Origin of the sequence: Hymenobacter volaticus (assembly GCF_022921055.1) — a bacterium.
Taxonomy (GTDB): domain Bacteria; phylum Bacteroidota; class Bacteroidia; order Cytophagales; family Hymenobacteraceae; genus Hymenobacter; species Hymenobacter volaticus.
This window is the reverse complement of sequence record NZ_CP095061.1, coordinates 3,631,531-3,647,498: the sequence shown is the minus strand read 5'-3', so window position 1 is coordinate 3,647,498 and position 15,968 is coordinate 3,631,531. Positions and strand designations below refer to the sequence as shown.

Annotated in this window: 16 protein-coding genes; 4 read left to right on the top strand and 12 right to left on the bottom strand. The window is 54.3% G+C overall.

Annotation, left to right across the window (positions count from 1 at the left end; genetic code table 11):
* Positions 1 to 120: 120 nt before the first annotated feature.
* Both MUN86_RS15805 and MUN86_RS15800 read right to left on the bottom strand, forming a co-directional pair.
* The gene (locus MUN86_RS15805; protein ID WP_245119031.1) at positions 121 to 984 is read right to left on the bottom strand and encodes a hypothetical protein; all 864 of its coding nucleotides are present in this window, start codon (positions 982 to 984) and stop codon (positions 121 to 123) included.
* A 37-nt stretch (positions 985 to 1,021) separates the two neighbouring features.
* On the bottom strand, positions 1,022 to 1,465 hold the full coding sequence (locus MUN86_RS15800; protein WP_245119030.1) for an ABA4-like family protein: 444 nt from the start codon (positions 1,463 to 1,465) through the stop codon (positions 1,022 to 1,024).
* 174 nt (positions 1,466 to 1,639) lie between these two features.
* On the opposite strand from MUN86_RS15800, the gene MUN86_RS15795 reads away from it, so the two are divergent.
* On the top strand, positions 1,640 to 2,368 hold the full coding sequence (locus MUN86_RS15795; RefSeq protein WP_245119029.1) for a hypothetical protein: 729 nt from the start codon (positions 1,640 to 1,642) through the stop codon (positions 2,366 to 2,368).
* 512 nt (positions 2,369 to 2,880) lie between these two features.
* On the opposite strand, the gene MUN86_RS15790 is transcribed toward MUN86_RS15795, so the two are convergent.
* Together MUN86_RS15790 and MUN86_RS15785 are read right to left on the bottom strand one after the other, a co-directional pair.
* Complete coding sequence (locus MUN86_RS15790; RefSeq protein WP_245119028.1) at positions 2,881 to 4,017, bottom strand: AMP-binding protein; 1,137 nt, start codon at positions 4,015 to 4,017, stop codon at positions 2,881 to 2,883.
* Positions 4,018 to 4,066: 49 nt separating this feature from the next.
* On the bottom strand, positions 4,067 to 4,516 hold the full coding sequence (locus MUN86_RS15785) for a hypothetical protein (protein WP_245119027.1): 450 nt from the start codon (positions 4,514 to 4,516) through the stop codon (positions 4,067 to 4,069).
* Between the two features lie 167 nt (positions 4,517 to 4,683).
* On the opposite strand from MUN86_RS15785, the gene MUN86_RS15780 reads away from it, so the two are divergent.
* Positions 4,684 to 4,902: a hypothetical protein gene (locus MUN86_RS15780; protein ID WP_245119026.1), complete on the top strand. Its 219-nt coding sequence runs from the start codon at positions 4,684 to 4,686 to the stop codon at positions 4,900 to 4,902.
* Positions 4,903 to 5,087: 185 nt separating this feature from the next.
* Here the strand turns inward: MUN86_RS15780 and MUN86_RS15775 are convergent, their stop codons facing one another.
* The 8 genes from MUN86_RS15775 to MUN86_RS15740 all read right to left on the bottom strand — a co-directional run bounded on the left by MUN86_RS15775 (position 5,088) and on the right by MUN86_RS15740 (position 13,785).
* Positions 5,088 to 5,825, bottom strand: coding sequence for a poly-gamma-glutamate hydrolase family protein (locus MUN86_RS15775; RefSeq protein WP_245119025.1), 738 nt, complete (start codon positions 5,823 to 5,825; stop codon positions 5,088 to 5,090).
* An 81-nt stretch (positions 5,826 to 5,906) separates the two neighbouring features.
* Positions 5,907 to 6,755, bottom strand: coding sequence for a class I SAM-dependent methyltransferase (locus MUN86_RS15770; protein ID WP_245119024.1), 849 nt, complete (start codon positions 6,753 to 6,755; stop codon positions 5,907 to 5,909).
* A gap of 327 nt (positions 6,756 to 7,082) precedes the next feature.
* Positions 7,083 to 7,805, bottom strand: a complete 723-nt coding sequence (locus MUN86_RS15765; RefSeq protein ID WP_245119023.1) for a DUF1266 domain-containing protein — start codon at positions 7,803 to 7,805, stop codon at positions 7,083 to 7,085.
* Between the two features lie 203 nt (positions 7,806 to 8,008).
* Positions 8,009 to 8,875, bottom strand: a complete 867-nt coding sequence (locus MUN86_RS15760; protein ID WP_245119022.1) for a sugar phosphate isomerase/epimerase family protein — start codon at positions 8,873 to 8,875, stop codon at positions 8,009 to 8,011.
* Between the two features lie 316 nt (positions 8,876 to 9,191).
* A complete protein-coding gene (gene menB, locus MUN86_RS15755; RefSeq protein ID WP_245119021.1) occupies positions 9,192 to 10,016 on the bottom strand; it encodes a 1,4-dihydroxy-2-naphthoyl-CoA synthase in 825 nt (274 codons plus the stop codon).
* A gap of 83 nt (positions 10,017 to 10,099) precedes the next feature.
* Complete coding sequence (gene menD, locus MUN86_RS15750; protein ID WP_245119020.1) at positions 10,100 to 11,989, bottom strand: 2-succinyl-5-enolpyruvyl-6-hydroxy-3-cyclohexene-1-carboxylic-acid synthase; 1,890 nt, start codon at positions 11,987 to 11,989, stop codon at positions 10,100 to 10,102.
* Between the two features lie 99 nt (positions 11,990 to 12,088).
* On the bottom strand, positions 12,089 to 13,345 hold the full coding sequence (locus MUN86_RS15745) for a chorismate-binding protein (protein WP_245119019.1): 1,257 nt from the start codon (positions 13,343 to 13,345) through the stop codon (positions 12,089 to 12,091).
* Entirely contained in the window at positions 13,342 to 13,785 is a 444-nt protein-coding gene (locus MUN86_RS15740) for a hotdog fold thioesterase (protein WP_245119018.1), read from the bottom strand. The genes MUN86_RS15745 and MUN86_RS15740 overlap by 4 nt, the downstream gene beginning before the upstream one ends.
* 85 nt (positions 13,786 to 13,870) lie before the next feature.
* On the opposite strand from MUN86_RS15740, the gene MUN86_RS15735 reads away from it, so the two are divergent.
* Positions 13,871 to 14,485, top strand: a complete 615-nt coding sequence (locus MUN86_RS15735) for a histidine phosphatase family protein (RefSeq protein ID WP_245119017.1) — start codon at positions 13,871 to 13,873, stop codon at positions 14,483 to 14,485.
* A 135-nt stretch (positions 14,486 to 14,620) separates the two neighbouring features.
* Complete coding sequence (locus MUN86_RS15730) at positions 14,621 to 15,955, top strand: BNR repeat-containing protein (protein WP_245119016.1); 1,335 nt, start codon at positions 14,621 to 14,623, stop codon at positions 15,953 to 15,955.
* Positions 15,956 to 15,968: the final 13 nt, after the last annotated feature.

The following is a 15,968-nucleotide window of genomic DNA, read 5'->3' as shown; positions in this document are numbered from 1 at the left end:
ACAGGCATCAGGGGGGCGCTATGCCCGTCTGGTGCCTGCGCTGCCGATAGAAGTAGCTATAGCTTGAAGTCTACGCATTGCTAGCTCTCAACAAGCAATGCCAAACAGATGTAAGCGGGTTTATTTGATGCTGATCAGCGGGACACCCTGCATAGCTTGCAGATACAGCGCGACCACGGCTCCGGTGTAGAGCGCAGCGCCAAGCCACGTCAGGAGCACAGAGCGCCGGGGTACGTACCGGCTCAACCACCAGCCCAGCAGCGGCACTAACTGCAGCGCGTGCAACCCCAAGAAATGAGCAATGCGTAGGTCGCCGGCGCGCGTGCTCCAGCCGACGCCAGGCAGGCCGGGGCCGCCATCGGTGGCTCCTACCGTGTGTGCCAACTGTCTGATCATAGCTCCGCCTACGGCACTGCCCACCAGAAACAGCAGCAGCCCTAGCCGCACGCCCCACACGTAGCCAGCCGGGCCGTGGGGCCGGTGCCGCCACACCAAATACACGGCCCACACAATCAGCACGGTATTAATCAGGATGAATAGACCCATCACGCTAAAGAGCATGTTGTCGAGTGGCGAAGCAACATTGTAGTGCGAGGTGGTGCCACGGGCTGCTTGCAAACAAATAATAACGATTTCAACCCCAATGGCTACCGCCACGCCCCAGCTGATGCGGCGCACTGCCCGTTGGGCGACCGCCGGTAAGTCGGCCAGTAGCCAGCCCAAACTCCAGACGTAGATGATGTCGGAAAAAAGAAACTTCAGCGGCTTGATCCACGGATTCACGTTCGTTACCAGTCGCTCGTCAAGCGCTAAGCCCAATACGGCGCCCGGTAGCAGCACCAGATGCAGCCACCCGGCCCACGACAACATCGGATTGACGCGGTGCAACACCACCAGCCAAGTGCGCACGGTGGCAAGCACCGATGAACCAGTCTCAGTAACCCCGTCGGCAGCGGGGGCAGCGGAAAAGGCGAGCGTTTTCATAGTTGGAAAGGGTAGGGTAGACAATAAGACCAAGTCGCTAGCTGGCCAAGGCCGGAGCAGGATACCAGCGTCGGATAATGGCGTAGAGCAGTAGGCCCAGCGGCCCGAAAAGGAACGTGAACACAAGAGCCGGCACCAGTAGTAGGTGCGGTATCCCACGTTTGTGGGCATCGTGGGTTTCCCAGATGCCAATACTCATATCGAAGCAGAGGTAGTGCACCCAGCCGGCCAGCAATGCCCACGGGTCACGGAAAAGGGCCGCTACCTCCTGCAAGGAACTGAAGCCGCCCTCACTGGCGCTGGCTCCCAAGTAATGACTGCCAATCAGCAAGACGTACGCTACGGCCAGCAACAGCGGCAACGCGCCGCTGAGCACCAAGCGACGCGTCAGCGACCAGCGCGGGGCTACAATCAACAGCACCCAGCCAATCATGGCAATTGGGTTGGCTAGAGCAAATAGAAAATCAGGGGTGATGGCCATGGGAAGTGCGCTTACTTGATACCCCTAAACTACTCGCTACCTGAGAGCTTGGTATTCGTAAACGGGGTGAACCGGCATTCAAGGAGTACGAACCGTAGATTCTGGTCCGGTGAAGCGTAGGCTAGGAAGCAGCCGTCACACAACTACAGTCATATCTGGTTGTAACTTTGCGCCGTGGTACTGTTATTTCAATATGAGTGGCGGCCAGTTCTGCTGGCTTTAGGACTAGGGCTTAGTTTGTCTCAACCTGTGCAAGCGAGTACCTCGGATTCGGCCGCGTACCAACTCCAATTCCACGACAGCGTAACGGTCCGCCAGCCGCACCGGCGACCAGTGTTTCAACTGGATATTCGCAACTCTATTGTCAACCGACGTTTTGTGTCGGTGCCTGGGCTAAAGCTAGGAATTGAATGGCGGGGTCGGTTGCGGACTGGTATTGGGGTGTACTTACTAAGCAATGGCATTCCCTCGCGCCAACCCATTCCCACCGAGCTGCCCGAGAACACCAAGGCAGAACTGCGCCTACGCTATGTGGCCGGCTATGGGGAGTACGTTGTACTCGGCAATCCGCGCTGGGAAATTGCCACTCAGCTTCAATTGGGCGTAGGCAAAACCTACGCCCACTACACCCTGCCCGACGATACCCGGGTTCGTTCTCCCAAAAGAGTTATTTGGTTGGTCGAGCCCTCCCTGGCGGCTCAAATGCGCATTTACCGCTGGCTCGCGCTAGGCTCGGGGTTAGGCTGGCGGCAACCCGTCTTCGTCAACAACCTGACCCAACGAGAGCTAAACGGTCCAGTGTTTTATGGTCGCGTCAAACTCTCTCTTGGCGACCTATACAAAGTGTTTCGGGGGCGTCAACGCCTGTTCACTCAGCATGGCCTACGTCGCGCCGATTGGTAACAGCAGCTTCAGCGGTCTACGGAATCAGCAGTTCTGTGCTGATCTTATACCTCCGGTTTGTGCCAACCGCAGCGGAGGAGTAGGCCGTGGTTCTCGCGGCACGGTGTTAGCGCGACCTATCGCAAATCCAAAAACAAAAGCAGTTAAAATAAGGCAGGTTAACAGATATTTTTTCACTGAGCGTTAAAACGTATTATTGATATAGTTTAACTTTTTGAGGCTAAAAAATCAAGCTGTGCAGCTAGTTGCTGGGTTGGTTTCAAGTTAAGTATTAGCAGTATGCGAAGTTGTAATCGTGCAAAACTTATATGAAAAGCCAAGTACTTTCCTTGATAGATTCTATTTATAAATCGGTATAGTATTTCACTTAAACCTATTGCGCTGCAAGCAGAAGGCGTAAGCAACGACAGGTAAGAAGATATAGACTGACCCAGGTGCGCCAACACAACAAAGCCCCAGCTCCGTCACGACGGAGCCGGAGCTTTGTTGTGTTAGGATACCCAGAGGATGATCTATTCCTCGTTTTCAGTGGTTTGGGGCAGGCTTTGCAACGTAGCCCGTCGGTTGAGCTTGCCGGAAGCCGTGGTACGAAACTCCCCGATGTACACCACTTCTCGGGGCCGTTCGTATTTGCTTAGGCGTTTGCGAAGCAAACTCAGGAGCTGTTGCTGCTGCGCCTCAGGCAGCGGTTCACCTTCCAAATATGCCGTTACCTGTTCGCCTAGGCGTGCATCGGGCCGGCCCGCGACAAACGCCCGGCGGATGGGCAGGTTCAATTCCAGGAGCGCCACTTCTAGCACTTGCTCTACCTTCTCGGCTTGTACCTTCACGCCTCCACTGTTTATCACGAAGTCCACCCGGCCCAGCCACTCAAATGTGTGAGGATCTAGCAGCTTCACGTGGTCGTTGGTGGTGATGAGCTGATTGTCGGTTACATCGGCGCGCACGGTGAGGCAGCCACGAGTGTCCTGCGCGACGTGGATGCCGGGCAACACGCGGTAAGCCGAGGAGAGGTCGGGACCATTGAGGCGGCGCAGGGCAATGTGTGAGGCTGTTTCGGTCATGCCGTAAGTCAGGTACACAGGTACCGTGAGCTGCCGAATTTCTTTGGCTAAGCTATGTTCCACGGCGGCCCCGCCCACCAAAATGGCTTTCATCTGGTTGAGGCGTGGTGCGTGCCCGGCCGCCAGTACCGCCCGTAGCTGCAAAGGCACAAATGAGGCAAACGTGAACTCTGCCTCGGCCGGTACCAGCGCAAACGGGTCGGCTTGGGGCTCTACAATAGTGAGGTGCATGCGCCGCTCGAAGCCGCGCACCAGCATCATCATGCCGCCCACGAACTCGCAGTTCAAGCACACCAGCATCCGGTCGCCAGGGCCTAAGTCGAAGTAGTCGCCGGTGCGGCGAGCCGAGGCCTCCAGTTGCTGGCGCTTCATCAGGACGGGTTGCGGCTGCCCCGTAGAGCCGCTGGTATGCAAGGCTACATCCTGCGTCCCGTTCAACCATTGACGGCAGAAGTCGAGCACCTTGGCTTCGTAGCCGTTCAGGTCGACGGAGGTAGTGGCCGGATATTGCTGAATATCAGCATACCGAAATTCGCGGCCGTTAAGCAACAGAGAATCGGGGAGCAGGTCGGGAGAAGAAGCCATAGGAGTAAAGAGAAACCAGCGAAGTTGGCGGCATGTCGGCGAAGGCGCCCTAACTGAGCAACCAGCGCTGGTAGGTTTTGGCCGAAGGTACCGTTAGTAAACATAACGCTAGCAGCAGCACGCCGCAGGATGCTAGCTCCAAGAGACTGCGCGTAAAAACATAGGAAACCAGCAGCGGCAGTCCCAGCAGACTCAATAAACTGTTGCGCAACAGCATACGGCTCTGGTACACCCGCAAGTTCTGCTCGGCGGGCCGCCGCAGATTAGGGGTTAGTCGGCGAGAAATCAAGTACAGTAGCACCCCGGCCAGCGGCAGCAACGCCCCCAGCAGCAACAGCAGCGGCCACGAAGCCAGCACAGGCTGCGGCGAACCTCCCCCAGCCACTTTGTTGCCGCCGGCCAGCATGAGCGCCCCCATGACCAGTGCCTGTACTGTATAATGAAGGCAGTGCCGCCATCGGATGCGCCGGATAGCTCGGTGAAAATCAGCGTCGGTCATGGCAGCGAAAAAGGCCCGGCGTTTAGAGAGTTGAGATACTAGATTGTCGACTCAGATACAACTAAGTCAGCATACGTAGCTCCCGTTTGAAAGTCAGGAAAACCAGCGCAGCTTGACTTCCAGCGAATTAAAGACGTATATTATTGCACCCATCAACTTCCGCTGCCATGCAATACACCATCCCCACCCCGTTTGTTGGCTTCCGAACCTTTGTATTCCGGCGCTACATCACGCTCCGCTATCATTTCGTTTCGCCTACTGCAGAGCTAGCCGCCAAAGCTGCCCGTCGGGCCCGCAAGCTGCGCAAAAAAGAAGTTAAAGATGAACGTATGCGCAACTTCTTCGGCTGGTGCGAAGGATGCGCGGCATACGGCTCGATATTCTAGAAAGTACGGTACATAGCAATGAAAAGCGCCACCTAGTCAGGTGGCGCTTTTTTATTAGGTATACTGCTAGAGCAATTGAGTATTTATATAATATGCTTTCTACTTTAAGCCTTTTACTTATTTACTTCTTGCAATGTAAATATTTGATATTTTGAAATTAAATGAATCAAAGAGTAGTGAGAATATCAAATGGCAAGTAAAATTCTATGCTGCTTAATTGAAGCTCGTATAGTATTAACAAATAGCCAAAAGTCGGCATTGGTGCTTGTTCTTCTGTCCTTGCGATTATTCACGCCATAAAGTGATTTGCGGAACGTAGTAGTCAATTCAAATTGTGCTCCAGCATTTTGTTTGTTTCTGTTGATAATGTTGGCTCGTAAATCTCCATTCAAACTTTCCTGCTTGGTTTTATAAGCATTAAAGCCGGCGCCTGTCAATTGTATTTCCAATACGTCTTTAAAATTTTCATCACGTCCACCAATCAAACATGCTTTGTAGCCAATTCCTGTACTTTCATCGGGTTGCTCATCGGTACAGCCATGAAAAGCGAGGCTGATAACACTCCTTTGTACTAACTCTATAGCTGCCGGATCATTGAAATTGGAGGCAGTAACATGTAATTTGCCATTTTGATTGGTCGGGTTCGTGCCATTGAAAATAAAGTAATCATAGGTTTCCGATGCTGCCGGATGATTATTGAAGCCGTCGGTAAAGCCAGCAGTTGCTAGAGCCAGTTCCGTCGTGCCACTTTCAATACCACCACCGTGGGGAGCCATGATGCAGGTTGTATTTTCATCAGGGTAGTTTTTAGATGTTTCATAACGCCAACGGTGTCTATACCATTCTTTGGTATAGTTAGTGCCTTCCGTTTCGTTGGCATACAATTGCCTCATGCTACAATAGAAATCATCTCCCTCAGGCATAGCTTTATTTGTTGAAATGGAAAATGTTATTCTAAATAGTATAACTGCATAGCTATTTTTAATGCAAGTTGTAAAATAGAATTACCCCTTTTCACCGGAAATTATTATCGTGCCATAATCAAGAGAAATTGATCCATGAGATTGGGCTTGAGTTAATACTTCGAATACTGAGTTTCTGATTTTCTCTTTTGTGTTATCGTCGGCTTTGCTCAGGGCCGCAACCACCGGGGCCGCTACATCATTCATGAAGCTCCAATAGTTAGTGGTAGTCCCAGAATCTAGCTTGCCGTTTACTTCCTTTTTCGTGATATTCTTCAAGCCCGCTTGAGCGAATAGATCAGCTAGAAAACCCGGTGCCGCACAACGAAACATGCCGGGTGCCCCTTGCGGAGGCGCAGGCAACTGCATGTGCTGGTTGATAACGCTCATGGTAGCCATAATCCAGAAATTTTTATTGGGGGCGCCCCACACGGCGGCGGCAATTCTGCCTCCTGGCTTGAGTACGCGGGCCATTTCCTTGGCTGCCAGTAGCATATCGGGGAAAAACATGAAACCAAAACGGCAACTAATGGCGTCGAAGGTTTCGTCGTCGAACGGCAACTCACAAACGTCGCACCGAACGAATTCGCAGTTTGTGACACCCTTCTTCGCGGCATTGTCGCGAGCTACATCCAACATGCCTTCGGCTAGGTCAGTGATAATCACTTTCCCGTCCGTAACGATAGTGGCAATCGTCAGACCTGGCTCGCCGGTGCCGGCCGCAACATCAAGCACCACATCAGTAGGTTTCAACTTCAGGGAATTGATAATCTCTGTTCCCATGGGTCTCAGCCACTCCATTGTAAAGTCGTCCCATTTGCGCCAGCCCGACGAAAACTTGTTCCAAGTTTCTTTCTGCTGCTCCCGAATTTGTTCTAGTTGTGCTTCCATAGGGTGGAGTTGGTTTGTTGTAAGGGATAGGCAAGAGTGACAGAATCAGCCAATTTTTGAAACCACCGACGTGCTGAAGTAGGGTATAAATAGCTGACTTTATTTAATATATACATTATTTAATATTAAGGCAAGTATAGTCTTCCTGTCAGTGCTTGTTGTAATGGGGAGAGCCTAAGGAAAACGTCTTTTTGTTGCCGCTAAGGAGTGCTTTGCGCAAACCAAAAGTTGGCTAGAATAGTCCTGAGGGCCTTTGCAGAAAACAAAAAAACGCCACCCGTAGCGGGTGGCGTCTGCGGTATGCAATACGTTAAATCGGGGTATCCGTTAATTGCCAACGACTGGATACGTCAGCCATGGAATGTCACGCCACGGGCTGTAGCGCGCTTCTATCAGGTAGCGGGCTGTTTCGGCAATATGGTCGTGCAAGTCATTATCGGGTGCCCACATGATGCGCCCGGCTACGAACCCGGCCGCGAAACTATCCCACGAATCATAGGTGTGTAAGGCCGCTTGAGTGGCATCGTCAATGTACTGCCAAGCTTCCTCCCATGTCAAATAGTCGTAGTCGTAGCACCAGCGTGCTACGTTCACTTGGCGGGCATAATCCCAAGCGGCCACGTTGGTTACGGCACGGGTCTTAAGAAAAGGATTGGCGGCAAATAGCGACTGCCAGTGCATGGGCTGGCTTTTTAGTTGACTTTGGTATTTGGAGCGGTGTCCTTCCTCGCGGAGCCACTCTAACGTATCAAGTGCCTCTTCCGCGTTGCTGATACCCCACCATTCGGCCGTAGCAGCCTTTCGTTCAACAAGTGGCTCTGGTTTGATGCGAGGTAGAAGCTTGATAGGATTTCCGCCTACAAAAAACAGAATGGCGCCTGTGGCTAACCCGCGTATCTCGGTAGCAGTGGGCTGCCGGGCCGGTTTATCTAAGTCGAATTCATCTAAGTCTGACGCGCCATATTTTCGAATATTCTCGTTTTCCAACGCAATGGCGGCCATCTTTTTGCTGTCCAGCATTGTGGCAATCGTGCGTAGCCATTCGAACATAAAGGGAGAGGTAAGTGCTATAATAAAATGAGTGGTGCTAAATCGGGAGGTTATTACGCAGATATAGTGCTGTATGCTATGCTTATATACTTCTGGTTTTCGAATTTCTCGACCTAAAAATGGTTTGTTTGCTTATCGAACAAGCACTGATACCAGCCTTTAGAGCCTATGCAATAAGAGCTTACGCCTCTCTAAGTAGTAATTTATTTCTCAGCGTACACTTCCTGTAGTTGCTTCGACAAATAGTTGTAAGAAAGCGGTATGTCGGCACTTGGGTTGCTGGTGTTACCTTCGATAAAAATATGACCCTTGTAGTTCGCCTTTCTCAAGGCTCTTAAATAAGGCTTGAAATCCTCTCCTTGCACGCCGGGAAAAGAGCGGCTTTGCTTTTCGGCAATTTCGCAGTGAACTAGCAGATCCTTTGCGTCAATGATGCTCTGCGGTGATTCGCCTCCGCGCATCATGTGGAAAATATCCGCGTTGAGTTTAAAATTGGGGTGATTTACCGCCCGCACAACATCAGCGGCTGACTTTAGACTAGTCAGAAAATTCGTTTCAGAAGCTTGCAGGCTTTCAATGGCAATCATAATGCGATGCTTCTGCGCCGCAGCAGCCAATTTGCGGCACAATACAACAAAATCTGCTTGGGCCTTTTGTGCGTCGTAGCCTTCCGGAATCCGTCGTGCGCCGCCACTGCCCAAAACGATAACAGGAATACCAGCTTGTTGGGCTCTTGAAAAAACACTGTCGACGTACGCTACCACTCTGGCGTCGTCGACGTTAGGGCCGGCAATTTTTATTTTACCGGTAAAGAGAATATTGCAGAGGTACACTTTGCATTTCGCCTTTTTTATTCGGGCAAGGTTTGCCTTGAACTGCTCTTCCGATAGAGACGGCGAAACCATGCGGCTCACCGTTTCGCCTAGCATCTGAAAACCGGCGGCATATAGCAGGCTATCCTGATCAAGCGGGGCCACGAGGCCTATCTGCGGAATAGATTCTTTGCTTGGAACAAAACTGAGTGAAGCAACAAGGGCAATGCAGAATGCCAACACGGTGATGAGCTTCATAGAACAGCTTTGTTTAGATGAATAGCATAAAGTAAATATAAAATTGAGTGTTCGTGCTATCCGATAGACGAGTTCATTGGCGGGCCTTCATTACTTATGTTCCGTTAGCGTGCGTTTGCAACTTGTCTTACTACCTGCTGAAAACTTAATACCTACACATTGAGGTAAGAAATGGCTGGATAACGGACACAGACTATTCGCCTACGTTGGCAGGGTGCTTTGTTCGTCCGCACATTACTTCTAAACGCGAAAGGCGCTATACCCCGTTTGATAGGAGGTATAGCGCCTTTCGTGTTGTTATGAAAACGCTAGCCGGTTACGGAAATTTCGGAAACTTCGAGAAGTCGGGCTTGCGCTTTTCGAGGAAGGCATTTTTGCCTTCTTTGGCTTCCTCTGAAAGGTAGTAAAGCAGCGTCGCGTTGCCGGCTAGTTCCTGAATACCAGCCTGGCCATCCAGTTCAGCGTTGAAGCTAGACTTGAGCATGCGGAGTGCCAACGGGCTTTTCTCCAGGATCTTGTTGCACCACGCCACGGTGGTTTCTTCGAGCTGCTCCAAAGGCACCACTTTGTTTACCAGACCCATATCGAGGGCTTCTTGAGCGTTGTACTGGTCGCAGAGAAACCAAATTTCGCGGGCTTTCTTTTGGCCTACCACGCGGGCGAGGTAGGAAGCTCCGAAGCCGCCATCGAACGAACCCACATTGGGGCCAGTCTGGCCGAAGCGGGCGTTTTCGGCGGCAATGCTCAGGTCGCATACGACGTGCAGCACGTGGCCGCCGCCAATGGCCCAACCTGCTACCATTGCCACCACTGGCTTCGGAATGGAGCGAATCATTTTCTGCAGGTCGAGCACGTTGAGGCGGGGCATGGCATCGTCGCCGACGTAGCCGCCGTGGCCACGGACGCTCTGGTCGCCGCCCGAGCAGAAGGCTTTGCCACCTTCACCAGTGAGAATGATGACGCCGATGTCGGTACGGTTGCGGCAAATGTCCATTGCCTCAATCATTTCCTGCACCGTCAGGGGCGTGAAAGCATTGTGGACCTGCGGGCGGTTGATGCTGATTTTGGCAATGCCGCCTGACTGCGTGAAGAGAATTTCGCGGAACTCCTTGATCGGAGTCCAAGTGAGTTGTTCGGCCATAGAAAGTGAAATAAATAAGCGTTAATCACTGCTTAGCTTTCTTTTCAAACCAATGCTGGAAAGAAAGCAAGCAGGGGAGGGCATCAGGCAAAGGCAACTTTTACTGCTGCGCGATACTGTTCGAAAAACTCGGCGTTGATTTTACTGGTGGTGGTGATTTCAAGCAAAGCCGCGCCGGTTTCCAACGCAAAGAAAACCGGTAACGCCGACTCTAGTTCGGCGAACGACGAAACTTGGAAGTAGCGCAGGTTAAAGTCCCGGGCGGTATTCTCGGCCGTCAGGGCCTGGCGGGTCTCGAAGAACTCGTCTAATTCGGGCTGCTGACGTGGCCCGTCGATGATGCGGAAGATGCCGCCCCCGTGATTGTTGAATACAACCACGCGCAGATTAGGCGTCAGGTAGTTGTGCCAGAAGGCGTTCCGGTCGTAGAAAAACGCCATATCACCGGTTAGTAGCACAACAGGCCGCTCTGGTTGCGCTAAAGCCGCGCCCACTGCCGTGGAGTTGCAGCCATCGATGCCGCTGGTACCGCGGTTGGCGAAAACCTCGATATCTAGTTTGCTCGGTAACCCTAGAATATTCGCGTAGCGCACCGTCATGCTGTTGGCGAGGTGCAGCGCCGTGCGGTCAGGCAGCGCTTGTAAGCAGCGATACATAGCCGTAAATTCATTGAACGGCTGTCTTGGTTGCTGCATAAACTCCTGCAGAAAACCAGTAGCTCGGCTTTCTGCGGCCAGCCACGGCTTCAGGTATTCCACTTTAGCAGAAGATACTGCCTCTAGTTGCCCGTTGCTCGATGGTGTAAGCGGGGTGGTTGAAATGAGAGACTTAGCAACCCGGGTCGCATCTTGCGCAACTGTGTGACTAGGCGATGCAAAACGGGGATTCTGAGCCTGAACGCCTTCCGTACTGTCCTCTGCACGGCGTGATTCCTCTGCTAACAAAGAGGCAAAAAAGTCAACTGGCTCCATCGACACCACTTTCGTGAGCGACTGGAACGTATCGGCCGCCGCGCCAGCTGGCTGGATGTGCCAATGTTGGGCTGGCTGCGCGTTGCGGAGGTACAACTTGAGGGCTTTAGAAATAAGTGACTGCCCGAAAGTGATAAGCAACTCCGGTTTCAGCGCTTCTTTCAGGTTCTGATCCGGCGCAGCCATGACAATGTCTTGGCGGCCGAATGGGCAGAGGGTGTGTTCGTTGTCGGAAGGAGTGGGCAGGTGTAGGTTGGCAATCAAGTCACCAACCACGGGCACCTGGAAGGCGGCCGCAAACTTGCGCAGCTCTTGCAGAAGTTCCTTGTCCGCGGGATGCTGGCCCCCTACCACCAGCACACGACTAGCGCTCCGAATAGCATCGAGCAACTCGCGTAGCACGGCAGTACTCAACTGCGGTCGGGTGGGTAGTTCGCGCGTCGCTTTTACGTCCTGCTCGTATCGGATTTCCTCGCCCTGCTTTGGGTAGAAAGGCTCCCGCAGGGGCACGTTCACTTGCACGGGTCCCGCAGGGCCAGCTTGGGCCAAGTTGATGGCTTCATTCACAATGCGGGCGGCATGCCATTTCGCATGAGCGTGCGTGGTATCAACCGGAAACTCGAACGCGCCTTTCGCGTGGGCGCCATACAGATTATGCTGGCGGATGGTCTGGCCATCCAGCTGATCTATCCACTCCGGGGGACGGTCGGCGGTGAAAACGACCAGCGGAATACGCTGGAAATAAGCCTCCGCAATAGCCGGCGCGTAGTTGAGGCCCGCCGTGCCGGAGGTGCACACTAGCACCACCGCCCGCCGCTGCACCTGCGCCATACCCAACGCAATAAAGGCAGCCGCGCGTTCGTCGGGCACCACCCGCACCATTAGGTTGGGGTGGCGGGCGAAGGCTAGCGTCAGCGGAGCCGAGCGAGAACCTGGCGACAGTACCACATCCGTAATGCCGTGCCGGGCACAGATTTCAGCGATATTATGAACAGCCTGCATAGAGTAGCTAAGTGGGAAAGTAATGACGCGAGGAAATAAGTGAACGTTGGCGCCAGCTCGGTGGCAGTCTGCTTATGCAGCGTTACTTCTATCCTTTGGTCATACACTCGACGAAACCATAGGGTGTAAAACCGCCCCGGCGGTGGTTAGCTTTAATTCGGTTTCTTGCCATTCACGGGCGGGGTCGGAGTCGATGGTGAGGCCGGTGCCAGCGTAGAGAATGGCTTCGGAGGGACGCAACTGGAGGCAGCGCAGGTTTACGTAAAGGCGTGAAACGCCCGCCACCGGCAAGTTTACAGGCCCCAAAAAGCCGCTGTAATAGGCCCGGTCGTAGCCTTCGTGCCGGTGCAGAAAATCTAGGGCTGCCTGCTTGGGCATCCCGCCCACGGCCGAGGTAGGGTGCAGCAGCCGCAGCATGTCGGTACCCAGATTCGGGAATGGCACTTGGCGCAGATTGACCTCGAAATCGGTGCGTAAGTGAAGCAATTCGCCCGCGGCTACCGTACGGGGGCCGGTTTCGTCGTATTCGCGCAACCGTAGCTGCTTGAAGCAACTTACGATATAGCGTGCGACCAAGGCCTGCTCTTCGATTTCCTTTTGCCGCCAAATAGCCGTGTTGGGGGCTTGCCCCTGAACGAGGGGCTGCGTGCCAGCCAAGGCCATGGTGCGGAACGTACCATCGGCCGTTACTTCGGCTAGCACCTCGGGCGTAGCGCCTAACCACGTGCCCACGCCCGGTACACTCACCAACGACACGAATGCCTGCGGATATTTTTCGCACAAGTCAGCAAACGCTACCAGCGGGTCGAAGTCGGGCGCCAAGGGCCAGCGCGCCGCCCGCGACGACACCACTTTCACTAGGGTCTTCGCTTCAATGGCCGCCACGCCGGCCCGAACGAGCGCCGAGTACTCGGCCTTGGTAGCGGCGTGCGGGGCTGGCTGTGTACTATACGGCCACGCCGTAGACTCGACGGGTGTCATAGCTAGCCACGCTGTCAGGGCCGGAATCAGTGACCGGGCTGCCGTGGCAACCGCTACGGTAGTGGGCTGAGCAACATCGAAAAGCACATCGGCGGGCAGAAACAGAGCCGGGTTGTGGTCGGAGTCGCGGAAAGGGAAAAAGGCGAAGCCGGCCGGGGCAGTAGCATCAAGGGCGGGAGGGAGGCCCGTATAGGCGGCTTCTAATGTGCGGGCCACTACGAGGCGCGGGTGCACCGTGCCGGGCTCGCGCCACACCGCCAGCGGCCGGCCGGTGCGCAACGCTCCCGTTACAAGATGGCGTAGCCGGGCCGAAGGGCTCAGGTTTATCGTTGCCAGCGGCCAGGGTAACTGCCGGAGTTCGTCGGGCTGCTTCATGCTTGCGGCTGGGCCGCGGAAGGTAAATCGACAACGGCCATGGTAATGCGGCTGATGCAAACCAGCGCGCCGGTTTCTTCGTGCGTAATGCGGATTTCCCACACTTGCGTGCTGCGGCCCACGTGCAGAGCGGTAGCATGCCCCACTACGTAGCCCGATTTCACGCCTTTGAGGTGATTAGCATTGATTTCCAGCCCCACGCAAGCTTTTTTGCGTATGTCTACCTGCAGCGTGGCCCCGATGCTGCCTAGCGTTTCGGCCAGGGCGACAGAAGCACCCCCGTGCAGCAAGCCCATGGGCTGGTGAGTGCGGTGGTCGACGGGCATACGGCCAGTTATCGTCCGCTCACCTACTGCCGTTATTTCGATGCCAAGATGTTCACCCAAGGTGTTCTTAGCCCACGCGTTGATTTGGGCAGGATCGGTAGGGAATTGTGCCATATGCAATGAAAAAGTGTAGCATTGGGGCTTGTAAGGCCAGAAGCAACGATACTTTTAAAGGATAAACAGCAAAGCTAGCCGGAAAGTGAGCGTCAAAAAAATATACCTAATCCGCCACGGCCAGACCGACTACAACGTGCAAAACATTGTGCAGGGCAGTGGCGTCGATTCCGACTTAAATGAAACCGGCCGGCGGCAGGCCGAGCAGTTCTTCGCAGCCTATCAACATATGCCGTTCGATAAAGTCTACACGTCGGTGCTGCGGCGTACCCACCAATCGGTGCGAGGGTTTCTGGAACTTGGCCTGCCGCACGAGCAATACACGGCCCTCAACGAGATTAGCTGGGGCGTGCGCGAAGGCACCCGCATCACCGCCGAAGAAGACGCCGAATACCAAGGCGTGCTCGACCAATGGGACCGGGGCGAGACCTTCGCCCGCCTTACGGGCGGCGAAAGTCCCGATGAAGTGGCCGCCCGGCAGCGCCCTTTCATTGAACTGCTGAAAAGCCGCCCCGAAGAAGAAAACGTGCTGGTGTGCATGCACGGGCGCGCCATGCGGGTGTTGCTCTGCCAACTGCTCAACTATCCGTTGAGTCGTATGGACGCCTTCGAGCACCGCAACCTGTGCTTATATAAGGTGCATTACACAGGCTCCATGTTCACGGTGCGCAATTTTCTGGATGTAGCTCACCTGCACTAAAGATACATCTTACCTGAACACGCAGTAGCCGCCCTGGCATAGAGTTTCAGATTGCCACGTTAACAACGTGCGTTCTGCTATCTTTTGCCTAGTTGTTTGAAAAGCCCCGCTCCACTCCGTCACCAATCATTGAACATGATGTTTTTGCCCCTTGCCTTACGTCGGTTGTTGCTACTGTTGTTGCTGAGTGGCAGCGTTACTGGTGTTGCGCAAGTTGCGCCGACAGCCAAGCCGGGCGGTCTGGTACCGGTTGGGCTAGGATGGGCGCGCAACAACGTGAACGGAGCCGTATTCCGCAAAAACTCCGTGGTGACGCATAAGCAGACACAATACACGGCTTTCTATGATTCGGTGGGCTACATCGTGCTAGGCCGGCGGGCGCTGCCCGCTGGTGCTTGGCAAGTGCAGCGCACGCGCTACCAAGGCAAGGTGTCGGACGCGCACAACATCATTAGCTTGATGGTGGACGGTGCGGGCTATCTGCATTTGTCTTTCGACCACCACGGCAACCCGTTGCGGTACTGCCGCAGCCTGGCGCCCAACTCCTTGGAATTAACCGATCTGCTCTACATGACCGGCAAGCAGGAGTCGAACGTGACGTATCCGGAGTTCTACCGCTATCCTGATGGCGACTTGCTGTTCGTGTACCGCGACGGTAGCTCCGGCAATGGCAACATGGTGCTCAACCGCTACAGCACCAAAACCAAGCAGTGGACGCGGCTGCACGACGTGCTGATTGACGGCGAAGGCCAGCGCAATGCCTACTGGCAAGCCACGCTCGATGCCCGCGGCACGCTGCACGTGTCGTGGGTGTGGCGCGAGTCGCCGGATGTGGCTTCCAACCACGATATGGCTTACGCCCGGTCCTTGGATGGCGGTAAAACCTGGCAGAAAAGCACCGGCGAAGTGTACAAACTGCCCATCACCGAAAAAACCGCCGAGTACGCCTGCCGTATTCCGCAGCGCAGCGAGTTAATCAACCAAACCTCCATGGTGGCTGACGCGCAAGGCAACCCCTACATTGCCACCTACTGGCGGCCCGTGGGCTCTACCGTGCCGCAGTACCAACTCATCTACCTAACCAACAAGCAATGGCGCGTGGCGCAAGTTGGGCAGCGCACCACGCCTTTTAGCTTAAGCGGAGCCGGTACCAAGAAAATCCCGATTTCTCGCCCTCAGGTGCTAGTGGGCAACAGCAAAAGCAACCCGCCGGTGTATGTGCTATACCGCGATGTGGAGCGCCAAGACCGAGTTTCGATGATGCAGTGCACCGACTTAAGCACAAACCAATGGACTACGAAAGACCTGAACGCCGAGCCCGTTGGTAATTGGGAGCCGAGCTACGACACCGAGCGGTGGGTGCAAAACGGCCGCCTGAATTTGTTTGTGCAGCGTACCGGCCAAGGCGACGGCGAGACGCTGGAAAAGCTGGCGCCGCAGCCCGTTTATATTCTTGAATGGGCACCTTGATTTGCATGCTAGA

Excerpts from the sequence above, each read along its gene's own strand:
- MUN86_RS15770 (WP_245119024.1), bottom strand. The coding sequence starts at position 6,755 with ATGGAAGCACAACTAGAACAAATTCGGGAGCAGCAGAAAGAAACTTGG.
- MUN86_RS15790 (WP_245119028.1), bottom strand. The coding sequence starts at position 4,017 with ATGGCTTCTTCTCCCGACCTGCTCCCCGATTCTCTGTTGCTTAACGGC.
- MUN86_RS15775 (WP_245119025.1), bottom strand. The coding sequence starts at position 5,825 with ATGCCTGAGGGAGATGATTTCTATTGTAGCATGAGGCAATTGTATGCC.
- MUN86_RS15745 (WP_245119019.1), bottom strand. The coding sequence starts at position 13,345 with ATGAAGCAGCCCGACGAACTCCGGCAGTTACCCTGGCCGCTGGCAACG.
- MUN86_RS15805 (WP_245119031.1), bottom strand. The coding sequence starts at position 984 with ATGAAAACGCTCGCCTTTTCCGCTGCCCCCGCTGCCGACGGGGTTACT.
- menD (WP_245119020.1), bottom strand. The coding sequence starts at position 11,989 with ATGCAGGCTGTTCATAATATCGCTGAAATCTGTGCCCGGCACGGCATT.
- MUN86_RS15760 (WP_245119022.1), bottom strand. The coding sequence starts at position 8,875 with ATGAAGCTCATCACCGTGTTGGCATTCTGCATTGCCCTTGTTGCTTCA.
- MUN86_RS15785 (WP_245119027.1), bottom strand. The coding sequence starts at position 4,516 with ATGACCGACGCTGATTTTCACCGAGCTATCCGGCGCATCCGATGGCGG.
- menB (WP_245119021.1), bottom strand. The coding sequence starts at position 10,016 with ATGGCCGAACAACTCACTTGGACTCCGATCAAGGAGTTCCGCGAAATT.
- MUN86_RS15800 (WP_245119030.1), bottom strand. The coding sequence starts at position 1,465 with ATGGCCATCACCCCTGATTTTCTATTTGCTCTAGCCAACCCAATTGCC.
- MUN86_RS15730 (WP_245119016.1), top strand. The coding sequence starts at position 14,621 with ATGATGTTTTTGCCCCTTGCCTTACGTCGGTTGTTGCTACTGTTGTTG.
- MUN86_RS15765 (WP_245119023.1), bottom strand. The coding sequence starts at position 7,805 with ATGTTCGAATGGCTACGCACGATTGCCACAATGCTGGACAGCAAAAAG.
- MUN86_RS15780 (WP_245119026.1), top strand. The coding sequence starts at position 4,684 with ATGCAATACACCATCCCCACCCCGTTTGTTGGCTTCCGAACCTTTGTA.
- MUN86_RS15740 (WP_245119018.1), bottom strand. The coding sequence starts at position 13,785 with ATGGCACAATTCCCTACCGATCCTGCCCAAATCAACGCGTGGGCTAAG.